We start from the raw sequence: 22822 nt of genomic DNA on the forward strand, positions 1-22822 counted from the left end.
ATGACACTGAAGAATCAAGTACAGTTAATTACTTATCCCGATTCCCTGGGCGGAGACCTGAAGCAGCTCCATCAGGTGCTGCGCGGTCCCTTCGCCGGGCTGTTTGCCGGGGGGATTCACATCCTTCCGCCCTTTCCTTCTTCGGGGGACCGCGGCTTTGCGCCGTTGACTTATCTGGAGATCGAGCCGGAGTTCGGCAGCTGGGAGGACATCCGCAGCATCGGGGAAGAATTTGATGTGCTGGTGGATCTGATGGTCAATCATATCTCCAGGCAATCGCCGTATTTCCAGGACTTCCTGGAGCATGGCCGGGCTTCGGAATATGCGGATCTGTTCATCACCCTGGACAAGATCTGGGAGAATGGCGAGCCTGTGCGTACGGATATCGAGAAGATGTTCCTGCGGCGGCCGCTGCCTTATTCTACCTTCACTACCTCCGGAGGGGTGGAGGAGAAGGTCTGGACCACTTTTGGCAAAACCGATCCTTCCGAGCAGATTGATCTGGATATCCATTCTCCGCTCACCCGCGACCTGCTGCGGCAGTTCTTCGAGAATTTCAAAGAACAGAATGTCAAGATCGTCAGGCTGGATGCGGTCGGGTACGTGATCAAGAAGCTGGGCACCAGTTGTTTCTATGTGGAGCCGGAGATCTATGAATTCCTGGACTGGATCAAAGAGATGGCCGACTCGCTGGATATAGCACTGCTGCCGGAGGTGCACGCGCATCACAGTATCCAGACTAAGCTATCGGAATACGGCTGCTGGATTTATGATTTCATTCTGCCTTACCGTGTGCTTGAGGCGCTTACCGGCAAGTCCAATACGGCGCTGTACGACTATCTGCGGACCCGCCCGCATAAGCAGTTCACGATGCTGGACTGTCATGACGGTGTTCCGGTGAAGCCCGACCTTGATGATCTGATCGATACCAAGGAAGCCCGGGAGCTGGTGGATCTCTGCGTGGAGCGCGGAGCGAACCTGAGCCTGATCCTGTCCGAGGAGCATAAGGCCCCGGATGGCTTCGATGTCCATCAGATCCGCTGCACCTATTACAGCGCACTGAATGAGGATGACGATGCGTACCTGGCAGCAAGGGCGATTCAATTCTTCGTACCGGGTATTCCGCAGGTCTATTATGTAGGCTTGCTGGCTGGCCGCAATGACCTGGAGCAGGTCGCCCTGACGGGGGAAGGCCGGGAGATTAACCGCCATAACTATACGCTGGAGGAGATTGCAGCGGAGAGTGAGCGGGAGGTCGTGCAGCGGCTGATGAAGCTGATCCGTTTCCGCAATGAATATAGCGCCTTCCATGGAACCTTCCGGGTGCTTGAGGCAGCGGCGGATGAAATCAGGCTGATGTGGGAGCAGGGAGCAGCATATTGCCGGCTGCATATTAACCTGCAGAATTATAAGACTGTTATCGAATATATAGATCAGCAGGGACAAGAAGCGGTATACTGGGTCTGATTCTAATTCGTTAAGGGGGAATGATGATGGCTACAATGCAAATCAGCCTGTTCTCGGCAAGTCTGAAGCGGGAGGTCACGATCCAGGCCATATTGCCGGTGGATCTGCCGGAGGGCTGGGGATTGCCGGCCTGGTCGGGCCAGCCCTTGAGATCACTCTATCTGCTGCACGGCTTCTCCGGCAGCCAGAACGACTGGCTGAGCTTCTCCAGGATCAGGGAGCTGGCAGACAGGCATCAGGTGGCAGTATTCATGCCGGCCGGGGAGAACCGCTTCTATGTCAATGATGAGCTAAGAGAAGAATACTACGGTGAGTATATCGGCAGGGAGCTGGTAGACTTCACCCGCAAGCTGTTCCCGCTATCAGCAGCCAGAGAGGATACCTGGATCGGCGGCTTATCCATGGGCGGCTACGGGGCAATCCGCAACGGCCTGAAATACGCGGAGCGCTTCGGCCGGATCATCGCCTTATCCTCGGCCTTAATTCCGTATAGAGTGGCCAATATTGCCCCAGACTATAAAGACGGAATTGCCAGCTATTCCTACTATACCAGCGTCTTCGGAGATCTGAGTAGGCTGCTTGGCAGCGACAAAGACCCTGAACAGCTGGTGCGTGATGTGAAGGCGCAGGGACTTGCCCTGCCGGAGCTGTATATGGCATGCGGAACCGAGGATATGCTGCTGGATGTGAACCGCCGGTTCCATCAGTTCCTGGAAGGCGAGCAGGCCGCCCATTACTATGAAGAAGGCCCTGGCGACCATAACTGGGCGTACTGGGATAAGCATATTGAAGCTGCGCTGGATTGGGCGGCTAATTGACTTTATAAGAAGCACTTAAGAAAATAACGAAAAGTAAAAAGAAGCGGAGGGGAATTTTGGAACTGTAGGAGCGGTAGCGTCCGCCTTTGTGTTTGAATTTCTACCGCGTAATGCGGTTTAATTCAGGAAATTCAAACACAACAGCGGCCGGAGGGCCAAACATTCACCGTAGTGACGACAGAGCTTTAAGTTCATTTTTTCAGCTTATATAACAGCAAATTGCATACTTACACGCCCCTGGGTCTGGCCTAAGAAGGTATCGGCTCAGGGGCGTGCTGAATTCCGGGGAAAGGAAGAGGCGGGGATGATCCGAACCAACAGTATCGTGTTCAAATTTGCGTTGCAGATGACAGTGATTCTTGCGATCCTGCTCTCCATCCTTGTTCTGAGTAACATCTACTCCCTGGAGGTGGTGCGGAGCAATGCACTGACCAGCTCGCGTAATACACTGGCCCTCTATCAGGCCAATATTCATAATAACTTCAACAATTTCTCCAAGGACCTCATTGAGGTGTTCGACCATAACGTGGATACTGCGGTGAATTCGGCGGGGATGGATGAGAACAGCCGGTATTTCAAGGTCCAGCAGCTCAAGAATAGCCTGCAGGCAAAAATAGCAGGTGATAATTCGAGCGACGGCATGTTCATCAGGCTCTCGGAGGAGCTGGTGCTGGAGCAGTTCAACCGCCGGATTCAATCGGAGGATAAGCTGGCTCTGGTGGATTTTATCAATATGCATAAATTCAGTACGGCTCCGGCAGCACCAAGCGGGGAATGGAAGGTCTTCCAGATCCGCGGCGAGTCCTACTTGTTCAAATATATTTCGTATTCAGGGGTCAGCTTCGGAACGCTGGTGAAAGCGGACACGCTGCTGGCCATGGTCGATAGGGGAGGCAATGATCAGAACCGTTATGTGTTAAGTGATTCGCAGGGCAATATACTGGCAGCGAGTAATATCTCTCTGCAGGAGGGCGAGTCGACGCTTGAGAGCTTAAGCAGGCAGTATAAGCGGGATTACCTGATTGTATCTGAACCGATCGGCGAGTTCGGGCAGATGACTCAAATGGTTGCCAAGGGCAGTCTGTTCTCGGGCCTGAAGCTGATTCAGTGGGGGATCGCCCTGCTGGCGGTGCTCTCGGTCATCGTGGTGCCGCTGGTGCTGAGATTCCTGACGAGAGATGTGCTAAGACCGATTCTGGAGCTGGTGAAGGCGGCGAAGGCGGTTGAGCAGGGGCAGCTGGAATACCAGATTCCGCAGAATACCCCCTACTCCCTGGAATTCCTGAAGCTGTTCCATGCGCTGGAGTCCATGGTCAGTGAGATCAAGGATCTGAAGATTCAGTCCTATGAAGAACAGATCGAAATCAGCCGCGCCGAGATCAAGTATCTGCAGATGCAGATCCGGCCCCATTTTTTCCTGAATGCGATCTCAACGATCACCAGCCTAACCTATCAGAATAAAAACGAGGAGATCCGCCGCCTGATCCACTGCCTCTCCGAGCATCTCCGGTATATGTTCAGAGGAGGGCTGATGGAAGTGACGATGGAGGAGGAGATCCGGCATACTGAGAACTATATCCGGATGCAGGAGATCCGTTATCCTGAGCAGATTTTTTTCATGATCGAGATGCAGGAGGAAGCGCGGCAGGTGCCGGTTCCCCAATTCATGATTCAGACCTTTGTGGAGAATACGTTCAAGCATGCTATGTTCGTTCAGGAGCTGCTGTCCATATTCATCAGGGTGCGGATGGAGCTGCGGGACGATAGTCCATTTGTCAGCATTGTCATTGAAGATAACGGGGCGGGCTTCACTTCTGAATGGCTGGATCAGCCGGAGCGCGAAGAGGCAGGGGAGGACGGAGGCAGAGTGGGCATTGCTAATATCCGCAAGACCCTCAGACTGCTCTACAAACGGGAAGATCTGCTCAAGCTGTCGAATATCGAGACTACAGGTGCGAGGGTTGAGCTGTGGATTCCTGTGAAGCCACTCGAATGGAGCCAGCCTGGCTTAGAGGGAGGATAATATGCGTTGTATGCTGATTGACGATGATATTCCTACAATTGAAGCGTTGCGCGGTATTGTGAATTGGGAGGAATTCGGAATTACGGAAGTGCTAACCGCTCATAATATACAGGATGCGAAGCAACTCTTCGAGAACGGCGAGCCGGATCTGATGATTTGCGATATTGAAATGCCGCGCGGCTCGGGCATTGAGTTGATCAAGTGGGCCAGAGAGCGTCAATATGAAGGCGGATTCATCTTCCTGACCTGTCATGAGAGCTTCACCTTCGCCTCCCAGGCGATCTCGTATGACGCAGACTCGTATCTGGTCAAGCCGCTGGACAAGCAGGAGCTGGAAGCGGCGCTGCGCAAGTCTATGGATACGCTGAAGAACAAAATCATGTTAGGCGAATACAGCAAGCTGGGCCATGCGTGGCTGAAGAACCAGGATCTGATAGAACGCAGCTTCTGGAGCGATGTGCTGACGGCGACAATCTCTCCCCGGCCACAGCTGATCCAGAGTGAGGTGCAGAAGCGGGAGCTGTCCATCCCGGTGCATGCAGAATATAGGCTGCTGCTGGTAAGTGTTCCCCGCTCCCAGATTGAACGGGAATGGGATGAGAGCATCTTCCATTATGCCCTCTCGAACCTGGTCTCTGAAATACTCAGCAGCCGGGTGGGCAGCGGCCGGATGATTGCCTATCAGGTCGATAAGGTATTCTACAATGCGATCATTGCCGAGAATGCGGCGGATATGAAGGAGCTGGAGACGAGCGCCGGAGAGATCATCCGGCTGTCCAGGCAGTATCTGAAATGTACGGCTACCTGTTACTTCAGTGAGCCTGCGGCGATCTCCCGCCTGGCACAGCTTAAGACGGAGCTGGAGCAGGCGGACGAGGCGAACATTATTTTCCGGGGGAAGCTGCATTTGCCGAATAAGCCCTTCCAGGTAGATCTGACCGAGCGCTTCACCCTGGATACGGAGCTGTTCACTCTGCTGTTCGTCCAGAAGGAGAAGGCGCAGATTGTGAACCGGCTCAAGAAAGAACTGGAGCTGCTGACGAGTCTGAACAAGCTGGATGCGGCAACGCTCCATTCGATCCGCGAGGACCTGCTTCAGGTGGTCTATTCGCTGCTCGCGCGGCACCACATTCAAGCCCACCGGCTCTTCGAGGGCGAGCTCAGCCAGCAGTTGGCCCAGGATGCCGAGAGCAGTGTGTTCGACTTCATGAAATGGGCGCAGGCGCTGACGGACAAGACGCTCGATTCCATTAAGGAGGTGCTGCAGTCCGAAGGAGTGGTCGAGCGGGCCAAACGGTTCATTCAGGAGCACTATACCCAGGACCTCAGCCGGGAGGATGTTGCCGCAAGCGTATATCTGACCGCGGATTATCTGGCCAAGGTGTTCAAGCACGGGACCGGCCAGACCGTGAAGGAGTACCTGAACGACTGCCGGATCAGAGCGGCGAAGCAGAGGCTGGTGGAGAGCACGGCGAGCATCGGGGAGATTGCGATGGATACCGGCTTTGATACCCTTTCCTATTTCTCCACCGTCTTCAAAAAATGGACAGGCGAAACCCCGGCAGCCTACCGTTCCAAGCACAAATCCGCTCTATAGCAGGAAGCTCCGCTTTTCGAAGAGAGAAGCGGAGCTTCTTACTGAGTACGTTTTTTTATAAAAACAGCCCGTATTATTGAAAGCCCGCCCCCCTCCAGGGCAAGTACAATGAGAATGTAAATATAGAACAGGAGGCATGATCATGAAGAATAAAAAGGGGTTAGGTTCACTGCTGCTGTCCATGGTAATCTGCGGTTCGCTGCTCTCCGCCTGCGGCGGCAATTCCAATACATCGTCCAAGAATTCCGGGGATACGGAAGCGAAGGCCAAGGTGGCTGAGATTGTATTCGCGCTGCCCTCCTTCAACCGGATTCCCGATGATCTCAGCAAGGTGACCGAGGCCATCAATGCCATTACTACCGCGAAAATCGGGGTGAAGGTGGACTTCCGACTCTTCGGCCCGGCAGATTATGCCCAGAAGGTCAATCTTGCACTCCAGAGCGGGGAGAAGATGGATATCTTCACCACCCTCGGACAATTCTCCAACTATGTATCCAAGAGTCAGGTGGCTCCGCTCGAAGAGCTGCTTACTGAACACGGCAAAGAGCTGACAGCCATTCTGGACAAGGATTTCGGGCCGGATATTCTCAAAACCACCACGATGGACGGACATATCTACGGCATTCCTGTGAATAAAGGGATGGCGCTGCCGACCAATATCATCTACAACGCGGATATGCTCGCAGAGGCGGGCGTAGCAGCAGACTCCATCCAATCGGTAGAGGATCTGCCTGCGGTGTTCGGCGCAGTGAAGCAGAAGCTGCCGGATGTAGTTCCGTTTGGCCCGATTAATGTGAATCCGACAGATACCGGACTTGTGAACTGGATGAAGGGTGCGAGCAAGGTGGATTACCTGACCGATACCACCGGAGTGGGTGTCGTGATCGGTGACAACGGGAAGGTCGTTAACTTCTACGAATCGGATGTCTTCAAGAACGGAATTCAGATGATGAGAGACTGGTTCGAGGCCGGGTATCTGCAGAAGGATACCGCAACCACTACGATTACAGCGATGGAGATGGTATCCTCGGGGCGCGGCTTCTCCTTCCTGGGCGGCTACAGCGGCATGGAGGTTGGCAAGCAGCTGAGTGCACAGGTCGGCAAAAACATTGAGACCAAGCGCATCGCCCCGTTCTACTTCGATACAAGCGCTGTGAACTCGGTGACCTGGATGGTCTCCAGTACCTCGAAGGAGACGGAAGCCGCTGTGAAGTTCCTGAACCTGCTCTACACCGACAAAGAGCTGATCAACACCATTCTGTTCGGAATTGAAGGGGAGGATTACATCAAGGTAGATGAGCATCATGTGAAATTCCCGGAAGGCATGGATGCTAATACGGTTCCTTATACCTCCATGCTCAGCTCCGGGATCGTCGGCTCCGAATCGCTTCAGTATCAGATGGAGGGAATCAACTGGTCGGATGTGGAACTGAAGCTGAAGGAGAATAAGGATACCGAAAGATCGCCGTATTTCGGCTTTATCTTCGACCAGGGTCAAGTGAAGACGCAGATGAGTGCTGTGAACAACGTAGTGAATCAATTCCTGCCGGCACTGGTCAGCGGATCGGTAGATCCTGAGAGCATTATTGCGAAATTCAACAGTGCGCTGAAGGATGCGGGTGCACAGGACATTATAGACAGCAAGCAGCAACAACTGGATCAATGGCTTGCCGCGCAAAAACAATAATTTGAATAAGCCTGCTGAGGGTAGAGCCGCTAATGGAGGCTCTGCCCCCGGCAATGGAGGTGAATCCGGCATGACTGCCAAACCTAAATCCAAGCCACTCAAAAAAACACTTCCTTTATTAATTCTCGCGGGTCCGGGACTGCTGTATTTTCTCATTAACAGCTACTTCCCCATGTTCGGGGTGTTCATCGCGTTCAAGGATGTCAATTATGCCAAAGGCATCTTCGGCAGCGACTGGATCGGCTTCAAGAACTTCACCTTTCTGTTCCAGACCAGTGATGCCTGGATTATGACCCGCAACACCCTGCTGTACAATCTGACGTTTATCGCGCTGGGAACCGTAGTTTCGATCATCATTGCCATTCTGATGTCGGAGCTGCTGAACAAGCTGTACTCGAAGCTGTTCATGACCGGGCTGATTCTGCCGAACCTGATCTCGATGATCGTGCTTTCGCTGCTCGTCTTCGCCTTTCTGAACGCCGACAGCGGGTTCGTCAATCATTCGATTCTGCGGCCGCTGGGGATACCGGAGATTAACTGGTATTCGGAGGCGAAATATTGGCCGTACCTGCTGGTCCTCATTCAGATCTGGAAGACGGCAGGCTACGGATCGATTGTTTATTTTGCCTCGATTGCCGGTATTGACAAGAGCATCTATGAGTCGGCCAAAATCGACGGTGCCGGGAAGCTCAAGCAGATCCGCATGATTACCCTGCCGCTGCTGAAGCCGACCATTATTGTGCTGGTGCTGATGTCGATGGGCCGGATTTTCAACTCTGACTTTGGCCTGTTCTATCAGGTGCCCATGAACTCCGGTGCGCTGTACAGCACTACCCAGACGATTGATACGTATGTCTACCGCGCCTTGATGCAGCTCAATGATATCGGAATGTCGGCCGCCGCCGGTCTGTATCAGTCGCTGGTCGGCTTTGCCCTTGTGCTTACGGTCAATGCCATCGTCAAGAAGGTCAATCCAGAAAACGCTTTGTTCTAGGAGGAAATTCGGATGATCCAAACAAGAGGAGAACGAACGTTTACGGTGTTTTCTGCGGTCGTGATGATCCTGCTGACGGTTTTTGCTTTTTTGCCCTTCCTGCTGATTGTGATTGCTTCGTTCACCAATGAGACAACCCTGATCCGCAACGGGTACAGCTTTTTCCCGGAGCATCTAAGTCTAGACGCGTACCGGTACATTAAGTCCTCGGCGTATATTTTCATCAGAGCCTACGGAGTCTCCTTTCTGGTGACGATCCTGGGAACCGCGATTGGACTGCTGATAACAAGCATGCTTGCTTATCCGATGTCCCGGTCTGATTTCAAATATCATAATACGCTGGCCTTTGTTGTATTTTTCACCATGCTGTTCAGCGGGGGGATTGTGCCTTCGTACATCATGTGGACCCAGTATTTCCATATCAAAAACACGCTGTGGGCGCTGATCCTGCCCAATCTGCTGGCGAACGGGTTCAACGTCCTGCTGGTCCGTAACTATTTCAAGAATAATGTGCCGCTGGAGATTATCGAAGCCGCCCAGATCGACGGTGCCTCGGAGCTGCGGACCTTCTTCCGCATCATGCTACCGCTGTCCATGCCGGTGATGGCAACCGTCGGGATGTTTATGGGACTGGCCTATTGGAATGACTGGATCAATGCGTTGTATTTTGTATCTAAGCCGCAATTGTACGGGATTCAGAATCTGCTGATGCAGCTCATGAGCAACATCCAGTTCCTCAATTCCGGCCAGGCCGGGAATGTACTCGGAGCCGACACGGTATCCCTGCCAAGTACAGCGGTGCGGATGGCGATGGCGGTGCTGGGCATTGTGCCGGTGCTGTTCGTCCTGCCGTTCATGCAGAAGTATCTGACCCGCGGCGTGATCATTGGAGCGGTCAAAGGCTGACAGGCTGACAATAAATAGATGAAAAGGAGAATGGGCGTATGAAAGTGCAAGAGGTTATTGACCGGATTCTGCTCGATTGCTGCGGGGGACGGAGGCTGGAGCAGACCTGTGATGTGCTGGCGGGCGGCAGTGAAGAGATGGAGGTCACAGGGATCGTCACTACGTTCATGGCTACCGTAGATGTCATCAAGGAAGCCATTGCGATTGGGGCCAACCTGATCATTACCCATGAGCCGACTTATTTTACCGGAAGCGATTCGCTGGACTGGCTGCAGCAGGACCCGGTATATCTGGCGAAGAAAAAGCTGATTGAGGAGCACGGCATTACGATCTGGCGCTTCCATGACCATATGCATCTGGCGGATACGGACCGGATCTATGACGGACTGCTGAAGGAGCTGGATTGGGCGGATAAAAAGCTGGACGACAAGGACGCCTGGGGGTATCTGATCGAAGAGACCACAGTCGGTGAGCTGGCAGGCTTCCTGAAGCAGCGGCTGGGCATGAAGGTGATTCAGATCGTCGGCAACCCGGAAGCGCCTTGCTCCCGTATCGGCATACTTGTCGGCGGGGGCAGTCTGGGCCTCGGCCGGGAGCAGATGCCGATGGAGCTGATGCAGGAGAAGGGTCTGGATGTGATGGTCTGCGGCGACATTACCGAGTGGACCTTATGTGCTTACATCAATGACGCCGCCATGCTGGGCATGAACAAGGCGATGATCGTGATCGGTCACGAGCGCTCCGAGGAATGGGGCATGAAGTATATGGCTGAGTGGCTGGCGCCGCTGGTGGACGGGGTTCCGGTTACATTCGTGGATGCGAGGGAGCCGTTTGTGTATTTGTGAGGCATTGGCGGATGCTGAGTCTGAGTGAATGGGCCGTTGTTCCACGAGCGTTCCGTTCCTCTGGTCTGCTGCTTGTTGATGGACTGTTTCACAGGCGTTCCGTTCTTCCGGGCGGCTGCTTGTTGATGGACTGCAAGGCCCTTGATATGAACGAAACAGTCAAGCGCCGTAGTCGCAATTCCGTTTTTGGCGCACTTAAACAAACCAATTGATTGACGTCTTTTAGAGGAGGTTCCCTTTTTCCCAAGGGTTGACGCAGTGTTTAACCATCCTTCTCAACATATAGGGAGGAGCATGTTCTTAACTTGGAGGCAAAAATCATTCGCTGGTTGGCATCCTGATATTCGTGGGTTTACACATGGTATCTATCCATCTGAAGAGCCTGCCGCTAACTATTTTCGTCCGTCGTTTGCAAGCAAACGGGCACAAAGGGCTCCCGCGGCGTTTCTCTTCACCTTGCTCGATTTTGCCTCCAAGGTAAGTCATGCTCTAGCTTCCCGGTTTTCATCTCCTTTCTTGTGGAGTGAAACTTTTTTTTAGTAGCGTAACGTGTGATCTTGCCGAACACGTACAGGGTGGAGATTATCCGGCAATTGAGGAATCCAGCACTGGATTCCGGTCGTCCTTCTTTTCCAGTACGCAGGCAATGGCCCATACGAAGCCCGCAAGCTCCCGAGCGATAGCGGCTACGATCTTTGATTTGTGCTTCCCTTTTCCTAGCATGGTCATGTATTTGCGGTGCAGCCGATTCTGTGCCTCAAAGGCCATCCGTTGTACCTCTGGTGGCAGGCCGCTAATTCGCTCCCGCAGTTTGCGGCGTACACCCGGGGAATGCCGGTAATGATGGGCTGCTTCGACCAGCACCCGCCGCAAATGCGCATTCCCCGCCTTGGTCAGCTTTCCTTGGCTGCGGCTCACGCCGCTGGAGTGTTCGCTGGGCACCAAGCCACAGTAGCTCATGAAGGAGGGGGCACTGGCAAAGCGTGTCACACTGACCATCTCTGAGACCAGCGTGGTGGCCGTGAGTGTTGCGACGCCTCTGAGTGCCTGAAGCGCTTCAATAAGCGGTGCCTGCACATGAGTGTGGGAGAGAAGCTCGATCTCTTTTTCGTAACGCCGGAGGCGTTCAGCGGTTTCCCGAATGCTCTCCCGGTATTCCTGAAAGACCATCCGGTGACAGGGACTCTCAAAGCGGAGGGTGTCCAGCCACTCTTCGTGGGCGAAGGTCCAGGCCTTCACCTTACTTGGCGGGAAAAGCTGCAAACGCAGCAGAAACTTGCCCATACGCTGCTTGTGGCGATTCATATCTTCTTTGGCGTCTTCGCGAGCTCGAACGAGATCCCGGAGAGCCTCCTCCTCAGGGGAGGGGATGTAGATCCCCGTTAGTTCGCCAGCCCGAAAGAGTTGAGCCAAACGAAGAGCATCCCGCTTGTCGGTTTTAATCCGATCTCCAGCGCGCTGTGGGATAAGGGAAGGAGCAACAACGGTGCAGGCCATGCCGGCTTCGAGGAGCCAACGATGAAGCATGTACCCGGTGGGGCCGGCTTCATAACAGACGTCGAGTTCCACTCTAGATTCCCCAGAACCTTGCAACTGCTGTAACAGCTTTAGAATGCGTTCTCTCGTATGTTCGATAATCCCCCAAAAGCGGGGTTCGCCCCGGCCCTCATCTGCGATGGCTACAGCAATTTTGGCTTTAGATACGTCTAATCCAATGTACTTTTTGGCGATACTCATAAATAGACCGACTCCTTTTTGTTTGTTAGCTCTGATTTGGAATCTTTGAGCCTTCACTCTTAGAATTTCCAAATTAACCTACGAGATAAACAAATTGCGATGTCGGTTTCGTTCATGATAACTATTTCTCGATAAAAGCCCACTTTGCGCCGACTGCCGGACTGAGATGCACTTATCGGCCCACTAATTGATATTAATCGGTGGTATTACCACCAATAAGGGTCCTGGAGTCCGGAACCTGTGTAAAAAGCGGCTTTTGGGCAGAATAAGCGCCTCTCAGTCCGCTGGGCAGATCCCGCAGAGTCAAATGCAAATGATGCTGGGGCTGGGCCTGGCCCTGGCCCAGCCCCAGCCCCAGCCCTGATATGCCGCAAGCCCGGCATAAATAAAAGACAGCCATCCCCCGCTACGGGAGGATGGCTGTCTTTTATACTACTACAAGACGTAATTGCCCGTGGCTCTGTACTTACCTGCCTTGGCATCCGGCGCTTTAGCATAAGCCGAAGGGACGGAGGCTATCAGCAGCAGGGAGGTAAGTAATACCGTAAGCCTGCCCGTATCTATTTTCATCCGAGTTCCCCTCTCTTCCGGTTCTCCAGTAAATGATCTACCGCCGCCTGCTCAATGGGCAGTCCAGCGGTGTAACGCTCCATATAGAGGGCAAAGCCTTCCACATCTGTAGGGTCAGGCGATACCTCTTGTCCTTCCATGTTACAGAACACCTTAGAGGCCAGGTAATCCGCCAGACTCTCATCCGGCTCCTTATGTATCATATAAGAAGCCAGAATCGCTATTCCCCATGCGCCGCCCTCACCGGCTGTAGACAGGACCGAGACCGGAACATTCAGTGCAGCCGCACAGATCCGCTGGCTGATCTGCGGGGTGCGGAACAACCCGCCGTGCGCTGAAATACGGTCAATCGTTACCCGTTCCTGCCCGGTCAGAATCTCCATTCCGAGTCTTAACGCAGCGAAAGCGCTATACAGATGCACCCTCATGAAGTTAGCCAGCGTGAAGCGGCTCTGCGGCGAACGGACGAATAGCGGACGCCCCTCAGCAAGTCCGGTGATATTCTCGCCTGAATAGTAACCGTAGCTCAGCAAGCCGCCGGCATCCGCATCCGCATCCATTGCCTGATTCAGCAGAACGCTGAATAACTGATCCATGTCCGGCGTTCTCCCCATGGCCTCATAGAATTCACGGAACAAGCCGACCCAGGCATTCAGATCGCTGGAGCAGTTATTGGCAAGAACCATAGCAACCGGGCTGCCTTCCGGTGTATTCACAATATCAATCTCAGGGTGGACCGCACTTAGATTCTTCTCCAGTACAAACATGGCAAAGACCGATGTTCCCACGGAAATATTGCCAGTACGTTTCCTCACACTATTCGTAGCAACCATGCCTGTTCCGGCATCGCCCTCCGGCGGGCATAGCGGAATACCGGCCTGCAAATGGCCTGACGGGTCGATCAGCCGGGCACCTGCTTCACTGAGATTTCCTGCATTCTTACCGGCCGTATACACTGTAGGCAGGATATCTTGCAGCTTCCATGGGTAGCCCCTGCCGGCAATTAGACTGGTGAACTGCTTCACCATAGCTTCATTGTATTGCTTCGTTGCTTCATCGATGGGGAACATCCCGGAGGCATCTCCGATCCCGAGAGCCCTGCGGCCCGTCAGCAGTAAGTGAATGTAACCCGATAGAGTCGTAAGATAATCTATCCGGGCTACATGCTCTTCACCGTTCACAATAGCCTGATACAAGTGGGCGATACTCCAGCGCTCGGGAATTTTGAACTGGAAGGTCCTGCTTAGCTCCGCTGCGGCTGCGCCAGTAGTAGCATTGCGCCAGGTACGGAAGGGAACGAGCAGCTCTCCCGCCTGATCCAGCGCAATATACCCCTGCATCATGGCCGAGCAGCCTATGGAGCCGACGGTTTGGAGTGTGACGCCATAGGTCTGCTGAACCGCTTGCTGTAATTGCTGGTAGGCTGCTTGCAGCCCTTGAACCACTTCACTGAGATTGTAAGTCCAGTACCCCTTAATGAATTGATTCTCCCATTCATACGTGCCGGATGCGATCGTTTCAAAATGGTGATTGATCAGCACAGCCTTGATTCGCGTAGACCCGAACTCAATCCCAAGCGACGTTTCTCCCCTGACAATTGCTTGTTTCACAGAATACCCCATGATAACGCTTCCTCTCTTCAGCTAAAATTGTCCAAAATATAACATATGCGAATGATTTTGCACAACCCTTTCTGTCCATGTTGAACCGTTATTTCCCTAATCCGCTGTTGCAAATCTGCAATTCACCCCCTGTAAGAAAAATATTTTATTTTTTTTGGCCGCGCTAAAATGTCTTGAAGTCTCATCTCCAACACTTTGTCTGATGCCGCCGGGCAGGATATGTCATGGAACGCTTGATTTCATACCCAGCCAACCCGGCTGGAGAAAAAAGTGTGGTTTTTTTGCGACTCGCAGGCCCCGCGGGAATACAGATGAAGCACTAAAGAAATTAACGAAAAGCAAAAAGAAGCGGAGGGGAAATTTGGAACTGGAGGAGCGGTAGCGTCCGCCTGAAAGCTTTCCATAGGAAAGCTAGCATCGGAAGCATCAGCTGTCACCGGATTTAAACCGCTATTAGCGGTAAAAATCAAGAAATCTGGTGGCGGGCAGCGGCCGGAAGTCCAAATGTTCACCGCAGCGACGACCAAGCTTTGAGTTCAAACAAGCCAGTCGCAAAAAAACAACAGAAAAAAGCCTTGAATTCAAGGCTTTTTGGAGCTATTGACCGGTTCTTTTTTCTGTAATACGATGACATTGCGAAAACTTTCACAAGTAAAATGAGACGCACATAGCAGCAATTAGGAGACACACAGAAGGGCCATTATTTTTTTAACAAGTGTAGTGAAATAATTCACATAAAGAGGAGCAGATGAAATGACAAAAGTAATTTCAGCAGCCAAAGCAGCGGAACTTATCAAGGACGGGGATACCGTAGCCGCAAGCGGATTCGGATTATCCTGCTGGGCAGAAGAGATGGGGATCGCCATTGAAGAGCGCTTCGTGCAGACCGGACAACCGAAGAATCTGACCGTGATGCATGCCAGCGCAGTCGGCAACCGCCGCGATAAGGGGATGAGCCACCTGGGACATGAAGGCCTCATCAAACGCTGGATTGGCGGTATCGCCATCGCTTCCCCCGGGTTGGCCAAGCTGATTGAAGAGGATAAATGCGAAGCCTACAACCTGCCTCAGGGTGTGATTACCCAGCTCTACCGGGAGATTGCCGCCAAGCGTCCGGGTGTGATTACCAAGGTGGGTATGGAGACCTTCGTCGATCCCCGCGTGGAGGGCGGCAAGATGTCCCCGTCCACCAAGGAGGACATTGTGAAGGTGATTGAACTTGAAGGTGAAGAGTGGCTGTTCTACAAGACCTTCCCGATTCAGATCGCCCTGATCCGCGGAACCGTAGCGGACGAGAACGGCAATCTGACGCTGGAAAAAGAAGGCCTGCACATGGAGGTTCTGCCGATCGCCCAGGCGGTCCGCAACTCCGGAGGCATCGTGATCGCCCAGGTTGAGACCGTGGCCAAGAACGGCACCTTGAATCCGAAGGATGTGAAGGTGCCGGGCATTCTGGTAGATTACCTCGTCGTGTCCACCCCGGAGAATCATTACCAGACCGAGAATACGCAGTACAATCCGGCCTTCTCCGGTCATGTCAAAGTGCCGGTCGAGTCGATTGAAATCCTGCCGCTGGATGAGCGCAAAATCATCTCCCGCCGCACAGCCGTAGAGCTTCAGCCGAATACCATTCTGAATCTTGGAGTCGGCATCCCGGTGAATGTAGCGAACATTGCCGCTGAAGAGGGCGTGGACGACCAGCTGATTCTGACGACAGAGGCAGGCTCGATCGGCGGAGTTCCCGCAGGTCTGAAGGACTTCGGCCATGCGTACAACTCTGAGGCGATTGTAGATCATGATGCACAGTTTGACTTCTATGACGGCGGCGGTATTGACCTGTCCGTCCTTGGCCTGGCCCAGACGGATGAGTCGGGGAACGTCAATGTCAGCAAATTCGGCACACGGGTAGCGGGCTGCGGCGGATTCATCAATATCTCTCAGGCGGCGAAGAAGCTGGTGTTCGCGGGTACTTTTACAGCGGGCGGACTGCAGATTAAGGTAGAGAACGGCAAGCTGCACATCATTCAAGAGGGCAAAGCCAAGAAATTCATCTCAAAGGTACAGCAGATCACCTTCAGCGGATCCTATGCCGCCAAGGTCCAGCAGCCGGTTGTGTATGTTACGGAACGCGCCGTCTTTGAACTGCTGAACGGTAAAATGACCTTAACCGAAATCGCACCAGGCATCGACCTGCAGACGGAGATTCTGGATCAGATGGACTTCAAGCCGGTCATTTCACCGGACCTGAAGGAGATGGACGCGGCCATGTTCCAGGAGAACTGGGGCATGCTGAAGTCGATTATCGCCGATAAGAACCGGGTGCTGCAGGAAGTGTAGTTAATGTAAATACCGTAAGCTGAACTTATAAACCAACTAAAAGAGGGATGATACCATGAACGTACAGTTGAACCGCTGGAGGATCTTGATTGCCTCAACGATCATTAATATCTGTGTAGGCGCCATTTATGCTTTCAGTATTTTCGCACTGCCATTAACGAAGGTTTTCAGCGTGAGCATGCCGGATATTATGATTGCTTTTACCATTAATGCAGCGATTTCCCCGATTCCGATGATCCTAGGCGGTAAGCTGGTGGATAAAGGGGGGGCCAAGAAGGCGGTCTTCATCGGCGGTGCGATGTTCGGGATTGGGTTCATTCTCTCAGGCCTGGCTACTGCACCTTGGATGCTGTATATCACCTATGGTGTCATTACCGGGATTGGCCAGGGAATCGTGTATTCCTCGACCATTGGCAACAGCGTGAAGCTCTTTCCGGATAAAAGAGGTCTGGCAGCGGGGATCGTTACAGCCGGATATGGCGGCGGCACCATCGCTATCGCTCCTATCGCTAATGCGCTGATCACCAGCAATGGTGTACAGTCTGCCTTAATTACACTCGGTGTTGCTTTCCTGGTGATTATTCTAGGGCTTGGCTTGCTCGTCAAACCTGCCCCGGCCGGTTATGCTCCTGAAGGATGGACCCCTCCGGTAACCGGAGCAGCCAAGGCTTCTGTGAATGTACCATGGCATGAAATGATCAAGAAGCCATTATTCTATGTGATTGCCTGCCTGTTCCTGATCGGTGCCCTGTCTGGTATGATGGTAACCGCGAATGCTTCGGTGATCGGTCAAAAAATGTTCGGTTTAACCGCCGCAGCCGCAGCGCTATATGTCAGCTTGTACTCGCTTTGCAACTGCCTAGGCCGTGTATTCTGGGGCGCAGTGTCCGATAGAATCGGCCGCGTGAAATGCCTGCTCATGATTTATCTCGTCATTTCGGCGATGATGCTTACGATTGCTCTATCATCTTCTGTAGCCGGATTTGCTGTCGCCATTGCCGGAATCGGCCTGTGCTTCGGCGGAACGATGGGCATCTTCCCGTCCATTGTCGGTGAGAAATTCGGCATGAAATATTACGGCGTGAACTACGGCGTCACCTTCATCGGCTACTCGGGAGCCGCGTTCTTCGGACCGAGAATTGCCGGTAGTGTAGCAGCAGCCAATGACGGCAACTTCACGAATGCTTTTTACATCGCGCTGGTCATCTCCCTGGTCGGCTTCGCCTTAACCTTCGTCTACAAAGCGATGGAGAACAAGCAGAAGCCCGGGCCGGAAGTGGCTAAGGCGGCTTAAGGAAGTCCGGAAGTTCAAATAAACAACATTAATTAATATATGGAGGTAATTATAATGTCGATTACACAACTGTTAGGAATTAAATATCCGATTTTCCAGGGTGGTATGGCTCAGATTGCTGTGTCTCCACTGGTAGGCGCTGTGTCCAACGCGGGCGGGCTGGGCATTATCGGTTCTGGCGGATTCACCGCCGACCGGCTCCGTGACGAGATCCGCAAGGCCAAAGCAAGCACTGACAAGCCGTTTGCCGTCAACCTGATGCTGATGATGAACAATATCCCTGAGCTGATCCAGGTTATTATTGAAGAAGGCGTGAAGATTGTAACTACAGGTGCAGGCACGCCCGCTCCTTATATGCCAATTCTGAAGGAGAACGGCATTATCGTTATTCCGGTAGTCCCTTCCGTCAAAATCGCCAAGAAAATGGAAGCGCTCGGTGTGGATGCGATTGTAGCCGAGGGAACCGAAGCGGGCGGACATGTGGGTGAGACTACAACCATGGCTCTGCTGCCGCAAGTCGCCAGTGCGGTATCCATTCCGGTAATTGGCGCCGGCGGGATTGCCGATGGACGCGGGATTGCCGCTGCTTTTGCCCTCGGAGCACAGGGTGTTCAGGTGGGAACCCGGTTCCTCGCGACTGTGGAATGCCCGACACACGAGAACTTCAAGCTGGCGGTTATCAACGCCGATGATACCAGCACAACCGTCACTGGCCGCAGCCTTGGCGGTCCGGTAAGAAGCATCAAGAACAGCATGATTGCCGAATTCCTCAGAATGGAGAATGAGAAGGCATCGCGTGAGGAGCTGGAGAGCTTAAGCTTGGGCTCGCTGCGCAGAGCCGTATTTGAAGGGGATACCGATACCGGGTCCGTGATGGCCGGACAGATCTGCGGGATGGTCAACAAGATTACCACCGTGGAAGAGATGATTACCACCATGTTCGCTGAGGCGCAGGAAGTCATGGACAAGATGGGCAAAGTAACCTTTGAAACCGTAGTTCATGCTTAATTAAAGTTTGATCTACATTAGCCAAGTGGTATCATTTAAATAATGATGCTGTTTGGCTTTTTGTCTAGCCGGAATGTAAGCGTTCATATTATGATATAGGACTGATGAAGGTGACCAAAAAAAATAAAAATACAGGTAAACCCGCTTTCGAAGAACTCGTGGAAGAATATCCGTCTACGTTATTTGTTACCGATCAGAACGGGAATATCTTAATCTCCAATGAATTTACCGCGTTAACCATTGGTATCCATCTGGAGGAGCTGCTTAAGGCGAACGTTCAGGATCTGGTAAAGGCGGGCTATTACAACAATTCCATCACAATGGAGGCGATTGCGACCAAGCAGAAGGTCTCCAGGACCGTCAATACCTCCAGAGGCTTCCATGTGTTCTCGTCGGCGATTCCCATTCTGGATAAGGACGGGGAGGTACAACTGGTCGTTACCACCTCCAACGAATTCAGCCAGGAGCAGAACTATTATGAAGCAAATGTGCCTGTCGCCCAGCAGATCCATAAGCAGTTAGGCGGTATGGCGGCAGAGAAGAAGAAGGGCATCGTGGCTGAGAGTCTGGCGATGAAGCAGATTATCAAGGTCTGCAACCAGATCGCTTCTTACGACAGCAAGGTGCTGATCTACGGCGAATCCGGGACGGGCAAAGAGGTGATCGCCAAGTATATCCATCTGAAGAGCGAGAAGTGGAAGGGGCCCTTCATTGCCATTAACTGTGCCGCGATTGCTCCGGCCTTGTTCGAATATGAACTGTTCGGATACGAGAAGGGCGTCCTAGAAGGGCAGACCGAGGTCAAGGCGGGCATGATTGAGATCGCGAACGGCGGGGTGCTTTTCCTCGATGAGATTGCCGATTTGCCGCTGGAGATGCAGGCCAAGCTACTGCGGGTGCTGGAGAACAATGAAGTGCGGCGGGTGGGCGGCCTGACGAATATCCCGGTCAATTGCCGGGTGATCTCTGCGACGAATCGTGATTTGTGGAGTCTGGTCAAAAAGGGGCTGTTCCGCGAAGATCTGTATTACCGGATTAATGTGATTCCGATTCATATTCCGCCGCTGCGCAACCGGAAGCTGGACCTGGTAGGATTAATCTCCAGCTTCATCACCAGCTTCAATGAGATGTACGGCAAGAAATATGTGCTGAGTGCCGAAGAATTCGATAAGATGCTGAACCAGCCCTGGCATGGGAATGTTAGAGAATTAAGGAATTACATCGAGCGGCTGGTGGTGACCGAGCATGTGGGCCAGAGCATACAGGAAGAGGAGCAGATTGGCGACTGGTTCTCTCTCGACCACTTCATTGAGAAGAATAAGCATCGGCTCGCAAGTCTGAAGGATTTCACTGCTGTGGCGGAGGGCCATTATATCAAAAAAGTGCTGCAGGATTGTGCCGGGAACGGGACGGAGGCGGCCAAGCGCTTGAACGTTGACCGGTCGGTAATCTACAGAAAGCTGAAGAAGATGGAAGAGGTGCTGCGATTTAAATGAACCTATTTCCAGGATAAGACGTATTATCACTGTGCGTGTTATTCTATGGAAATGGAGTGAATTGAATGAAACTATCATTGTTGCGCCGCCGCTCTGCCTTTTGGACGAGGACCATGCTTTCGGCTGCACTGGTTCTGACACTTACGGCTCCGGCTGTTCAGGCCGCCGCCGTTCCCCCTGCTTCTACCGCTCCGGCAGCTGCCATTGCAGCGGCCAAGCCGCTGACAACAGAGAATGCTGCGGCCTTCCTCAAGCAATTCTTCAGTTCGGATGCGGTGAAAGCGCAGCTATCCGGTGCGGTTGTGGTGGTGGTGAAGGATGGGAAGACGATTATCGAAGAAGGCTTCGGATTCGCGGATAAGGATGCCAAAAGTAAGGTGGACCCTGACAAAACAGTCTTCCGTCTGGCCTCGGTATCCAAAACCTTCACTGCGACTGCCGCCATGCAGCTCGTTGAGCAAGGCAAGCTGGATTTGAAAGCGGATTTTCAAGTCTATACCGGTCCGATGGCCTTCGACAACCCCTTCGGGGTTCCGGTAACTGTGGGGGATCTGCTGACCCACACCACCGGCTTCCGCATTCAAGACCCGCTGCCGGAAGACATCAATGAGGATTTCACCACCAAGGTGTCCATTGAGGAATATGTGGTGAAGCATATGCCTCCGGTGGTGCGTGAGCCGGGCACTTCCTACATGTATGACAACTTCGCTTCGCTGCTGCTCGGTCTGGTGGTGGAGAAGGCCAGCGGCATGCCTTATGAGGATTATATGCAGCAGCATGTCTTCGCCCCGCTGAAGATGGATTCAAGCGGCTTCCTGCTGGAAGGCAAGCTGAAGGACAATCTTGCTACAGCCTATGACGCCACGGGCAAAAAGGTTGATCTCTACAACGTGACGCCAACCGTGATGCCGCATGGCGGCATGTTGTCTACCGGCGATGATGTCGGGAGGTTCATGACGGCTTTTCTGAACGGGGGAGCAGCGGGTACGAACCGCATCCTTAAGGCAGATACCGTACAATCGATGGAGGAATACCGTTCTGCTATCCATCCCTTGCTGCCGAATACTACCTATGGTTTCGAGGCGCCTATACAGCTTCCCGGAGCCGGCAGCAGCCCCAAGATTATCACCAAGGCCGGTGATTTGATTGGATTCAGCTCTTATATGTTTCTTATTCCCGAGCAGAATACCGGGGTGTTCATTGGCTATAATCAGCAAAGTACACTGCGTGAGCTGTTCTACCCGGCCTTTATCCAGACATTCTTCCCGCAATATGCCGCACCGGTGAAGCTGGATGCTTACAAGCCGATGAGCGCTGATGCACTGAAGGCATTTACCGGCTACTATGCGGATCTCCGTATGAAGAGTCTGGTGTCTACAGTCTCCGTGCAGAATGGTGCGCTAATGATGAATGATGCTTTTCTGGGTCCACGTAAGTTGATTCAGGTAGACGATAATCTGTTCAAGGATGAGCTGACCGGCAAATTTACGGGCTTCGCCATGAAGGATGGCGGACAAAGCGCGTATATGAAGGAGCCTTACCTCAATCCGTTCAGTTATGCCCAGAAGGGGCCGGACGGCGTTGGTTATGCCGACGTTCCCGCGAGCCATCCTTATGCCACTCCGGTGCAGATGCTCCAGTCGCTGGGATATCTGACGAATGATGCCACGCTGAGCTTCCAGCCTGAGGCAGGCGTTACGCGCGCCCAGTATGTGCGACTGATGATGGAGAGCAGCGGGCTCAAAGGAAGCACTACTGAGAAGCTGGCCTTCCCGGATCTGCAGGGCCATCCCGATGCCGCTTACATCCAGCAGGCTGTTGAGCTGGGAATGATTGAAGGAACGGCTAGCGGAGAGTTCCAGCCGGACCGGGTCATCTCCCGCCAGGAGGCGGCAGTCATGATCTGGAGAATGTACAATAAGCAATATCCGGATAAAGCGTTCCAGAACGTGAAGCTATCCGGCAATACAGACAAATGGGCCGTTCCGGCCGTGAAGATGGCGGTCGCTCTGGGCCTGTATGGACCAGACTTCAAGCCGGATGCCAAGGGCGCAATGGACTACAAGTCCAAAGCCGCGCTGAGCAAGAAGGAGAATGCGGCCATCTTGTATGCGTTGTTCACGAACCCGATCGATCAGATCGTCGCCAAGCTGTCGCAGCAGGCTGGGAAGTAAGAACCTGCGGTTTGCAGCAGGTATGAATAGTGTGCCGGAGCTTTGGGATGATGATTTATGAAGCAGTCTAGTCGAAGCTTCCGGCGACAATGAACACAGGACCAGCCTTGAGCTGGTCCTGTGTTCATTGTGGGCTGCCATTCCGTATAAGGGCGGGCATGGGGCTAGATGAGTAGATGAGGAAATGAGAGGGATAAATCCCATTGGTGAGAGTGGAGGAGGGCGGTATGAGGAAATGAAGAGCACT

The 22822-nt window shown here is 53.0% G+C and carries 16 protein-coding genes; 13 read left to right on the top strand and 3 right to left on the bottom strand.

Translation table 11 applies throughout. From position 1 onward, the window contains the following. From gtfA to MHH78_RS11625, 8 genes are all read left to right on the top strand, one after another. Entirely contained in the window at nt 1-1467 is a 1467-nt protein-coding gene (gene gtfA / locus MHH78_RS11590) for a sucrose phosphorylase (protein ID WP_341167485.1), read from the top strand. Between the two features lie 26 nt (nt 1468-1493). Further along, entirely contained in the window at nt 1494-2285 is a 792-nt protein-coding gene (locus MHH78_RS11595) for an alpha/beta hydrolase (RefSeq protein ID WP_341167486.1), read from the top strand. 304 nt (nt 2286-2589) lie between these two features. Then, nucleotides 2590-4308, top strand: coding sequence for a sensor histidine kinase (locus MHH78_RS11600; protein WP_076076255.1), 1719 nt, complete (start codon nt 2590-2592; stop codon nt 4306-4308). 1 nt (nt 4309) lies between these two features. Then, on the top strand, nt 4310-5905 hold the full coding sequence (locus MHH78_RS11605) for a helix-turn-helix domain-containing protein (protein ID WP_341167487.1): 1596 nt from the start codon (nt 4310-4312) through the stop codon (nt 5903-5905). A 142-nt stretch (nt 5906-6047) separates the two neighbouring features. Continuing rightward, complete coding sequence (locus MHH78_RS11610; RefSeq protein WP_341167488.1) at nt 6048-7592, top strand: ABC transporter substrate-binding protein; 1545 nt, start codon at nt 6048-6050, stop codon at nt 7590-7592. Between the two features lie 70 nt (nt 7593-7662). Continuing rightward, on the top strand, nt 7663-8586 hold the full coding sequence (locus MHH78_RS11615) for an ABC transporter permease (protein WP_036724053.1): 924 nt from the start codon (nt 7663-7665) through the stop codon (nt 8584-8586). A gap of 12 nt (nt 8587-8598) precedes the next feature. Continuing rightward, nucleotides 8599-9492: a carbohydrate ABC transporter permease gene (locus tag MHH78_RS11620; protein ID WP_341167489.1), complete on the top strand. Its 894-nt coding sequence runs from the start codon at nt 8599-8601 to the stop codon at nt 9490-9492. Between the two features lie 38 nt (nt 9493-9530). Continuing rightward, a complete protein-coding gene (locus tag MHH78_RS11625; protein WP_341167490.1) occupies nt 9531-10337 on the top strand; it encodes a Nif3-like dinuclear metal center hexameric protein in 807 nt (268 codons plus the stop codon). Between the two features lie 582 nt (nt 10338-10919). On the opposite strand, the gene MHH78_RS11630 is transcribed toward MHH78_RS11625, so the two are convergent. From MHH78_RS11630 to MHH78_RS11640, 3 genes are all read right to left on the bottom strand, one after another. Next, complete coding sequence (locus MHH78_RS11630; RefSeq protein ID WP_341167491.1) at nt 10920-12074, bottom strand: IS110 family transposase; 1155 nt, start codon at nt 12072-12074, stop codon at nt 10920-10922. Nucleotides 12075-12509: 435 nt separating this feature from the next. Continuing rightward, a complete protein-coding gene (locus tag MHH78_RS11635; protein WP_340827477.1) occupies nt 12510-12644 on the bottom strand; it encodes a hypothetical protein in 135 nt (44 codons plus the stop codon). Continuing rightward, complete coding sequence (locus tag MHH78_RS11640) at nt 12641-14266, bottom strand: xylulokinase (protein WP_341167492.1); 1626 nt, start codon at nt 14264-14266, stop codon at nt 12641-12643. Before MHH78_RS11640 ends, MHH78_RS11635 begins: the two co-directional genes overlap by 4 nt. Nucleotides 14267-15019: 753 nt before the next feature. Here MHH78_RS11640 and MHH78_RS11645 point away from each other — a divergent pair. The 5 genes from MHH78_RS11645 to MHH78_RS11665 all read left to right on the top strand — a co-directional run bounded on the left by MHH78_RS11645 (nt 15020) and on the right by MHH78_RS11665 (nt 22575). Continuing rightward, the gene (locus MHH78_RS11645) at nt 15020-16603 is read left to right on the top strand and encodes an acyl CoA:acetate/3-ketoacid CoA transferase (RefSeq protein WP_341167493.1); all 1584 of its coding nucleotides are present in this window, start codon (nt 15020-15022) and stop codon (nt 16601-16603) included. Nucleotides 16604-16658: 55 nt separating this feature from the next. Next, entirely contained in the window at nt 16659-17897 is a 1239-nt protein-coding gene (locus MHH78_RS11650; protein WP_341167494.1) for an L-lactate MFS transporter, read from the top strand. 54 nt (nt 17898-17951) lie between these two features. Beyond that, the gene (locus MHH78_RS11655; protein ID WP_339310744.1) at nt 17952-18905 is read left to right on the top strand and encodes a DUF561 domain-containing protein; all 954 of its coding nucleotides are present in this window, start codon (nt 17952-17954) and stop codon (nt 18903-18905) included. Between the two features lie 110 nt (nt 18906-19015). Next, nucleotides 19016-20401 carry a sigma-54 interaction domain-containing protein gene (locus tag MHH78_RS11660; protein ID WP_341167495.1) on the top strand — a complete coding sequence of 462 codons (1386 nt, stop codon included), beginning with the start codon at nt 19016-19018 and terminating at the stop codon, nt 20399-20401. Between the two features lie 65 nt (nt 20402-20466). Then, nucleotides 20467-22575 carry a serine hydrolase gene (locus MHH78_RS11665; RefSeq protein WP_341167496.1) on the top strand — a complete coding sequence of 703 codons (2109 nt, stop codon included), beginning with the start codon at nt 20467-20469 and terminating at the stop codon, nt 22573-22575. The last annotated feature ends 247 nt before the right edge of the window (nt 22576-22822 follow it).

It is taken from the genome of Paenibacillus sp. FSL H3-0333 (assembly GCF_038002805.1).
GTDB lineage: Bacteria > Bacillota > Bacilli > Paenibacillales > Paenibacillaceae > Paenibacillus_AQ > Paenibacillus_AQ silagei.

Bases quoted from the DNA above. Each gene is read 5' to 3' on its own strand.
- MHH78_RS11620 (WP_341167489.1), top strand. From the start codon at position 8,599: ATGATCCAAACAAGAGGAGAACGAACGTTTACGGTGTTTTCTGCGGTC.
- MHH78_RS11650 (WP_341167494.1), top strand. From the start codon at position 16,659: ATGAACGTACAGTTGAACCGCTGGAGGATCTTGATTGCCTCAACGATC.
- MHH78_RS11655 (WP_339310744.1), top strand. From the start codon at position 17,952: ATGTCGATTACACAACTGTTAGGAATTAAATATCCGATTTTCCAGGGT.
- gtfA (WP_341167485.1), top strand. From the start codon at position 1: ATGACACTGAAGAATCAAGTACAGTTAATTACTTATCCCGATTCCCTG.
- MHH78_RS11605 (WP_341167487.1), top strand. From the start codon at position 4,310: ATGCGTTGTATGCTGATTGACGATGATATTCCTACAATTGAAGCGTTG.
- MHH78_RS11625 (WP_341167490.1), top strand. From the start codon at position 9,531: ATGAAAGTGCAAGAGGTTATTGACCGGATTCTGCTCGATTGCTGCGGG.
- MHH78_RS11630 (WP_341167491.1), bottom strand. From the start codon at position 12,074: ATGAGTATCGCCAAAAAGTACATTGGATTAGACGTATCTAAAGCCAAA.
- MHH78_RS11665 (WP_341167496.1), top strand. From the start codon at position 20,467: ATGAAACTATCATTGTTGCGCCGCCGCTCTGCCTTTTGGACGAGGACC.
- MHH78_RS11610 (WP_341167488.1), top strand. From the start codon at position 6,048: ATGAAGAATAAAAAGGGGTTAGGTTCACTGCTGCTGTCCATGGTAATC.
- MHH78_RS11635 (WP_340827477.1), bottom strand. From the start codon at position 12,644: ATGAAAATAGATACGGGCAGGCTTACGGTATTACTTACCTCCCTGCTG.
- MHH78_RS11645 (WP_341167493.1), top strand. From the start codon at position 15,020: ATGACAAAAGTAATTTCAGCAGCCAAAGCAGCGGAACTTATCAAGGAC.
- MHH78_RS11640 (WP_341167492.1), bottom strand. From the start codon at position 14,266: ATGGGGTATTCTGTGAAACAAGCAATTGTCAGGGGAGAAACGTCGCTT.
- MHH78_RS11595 (WP_341167486.1), top strand. From the start codon at position 1,494: ATGGCTACAATGCAAATCAGCCTGTTCTCGGCAAGTCTGAAGCGGGAG.
- MHH78_RS11600 (WP_076076255.1), top strand. From the start codon at position 2,590: ATGATCCGAACCAACAGTATCGTGTTCAAATTTGCGTTGCAGATGACA.
- MHH78_RS11615 (WP_036724053.1), top strand. From the start codon at position 7,663: ATGACTGCCAAACCTAAATCCAAGCCACTCAAAAAAACACTTCCTTTA.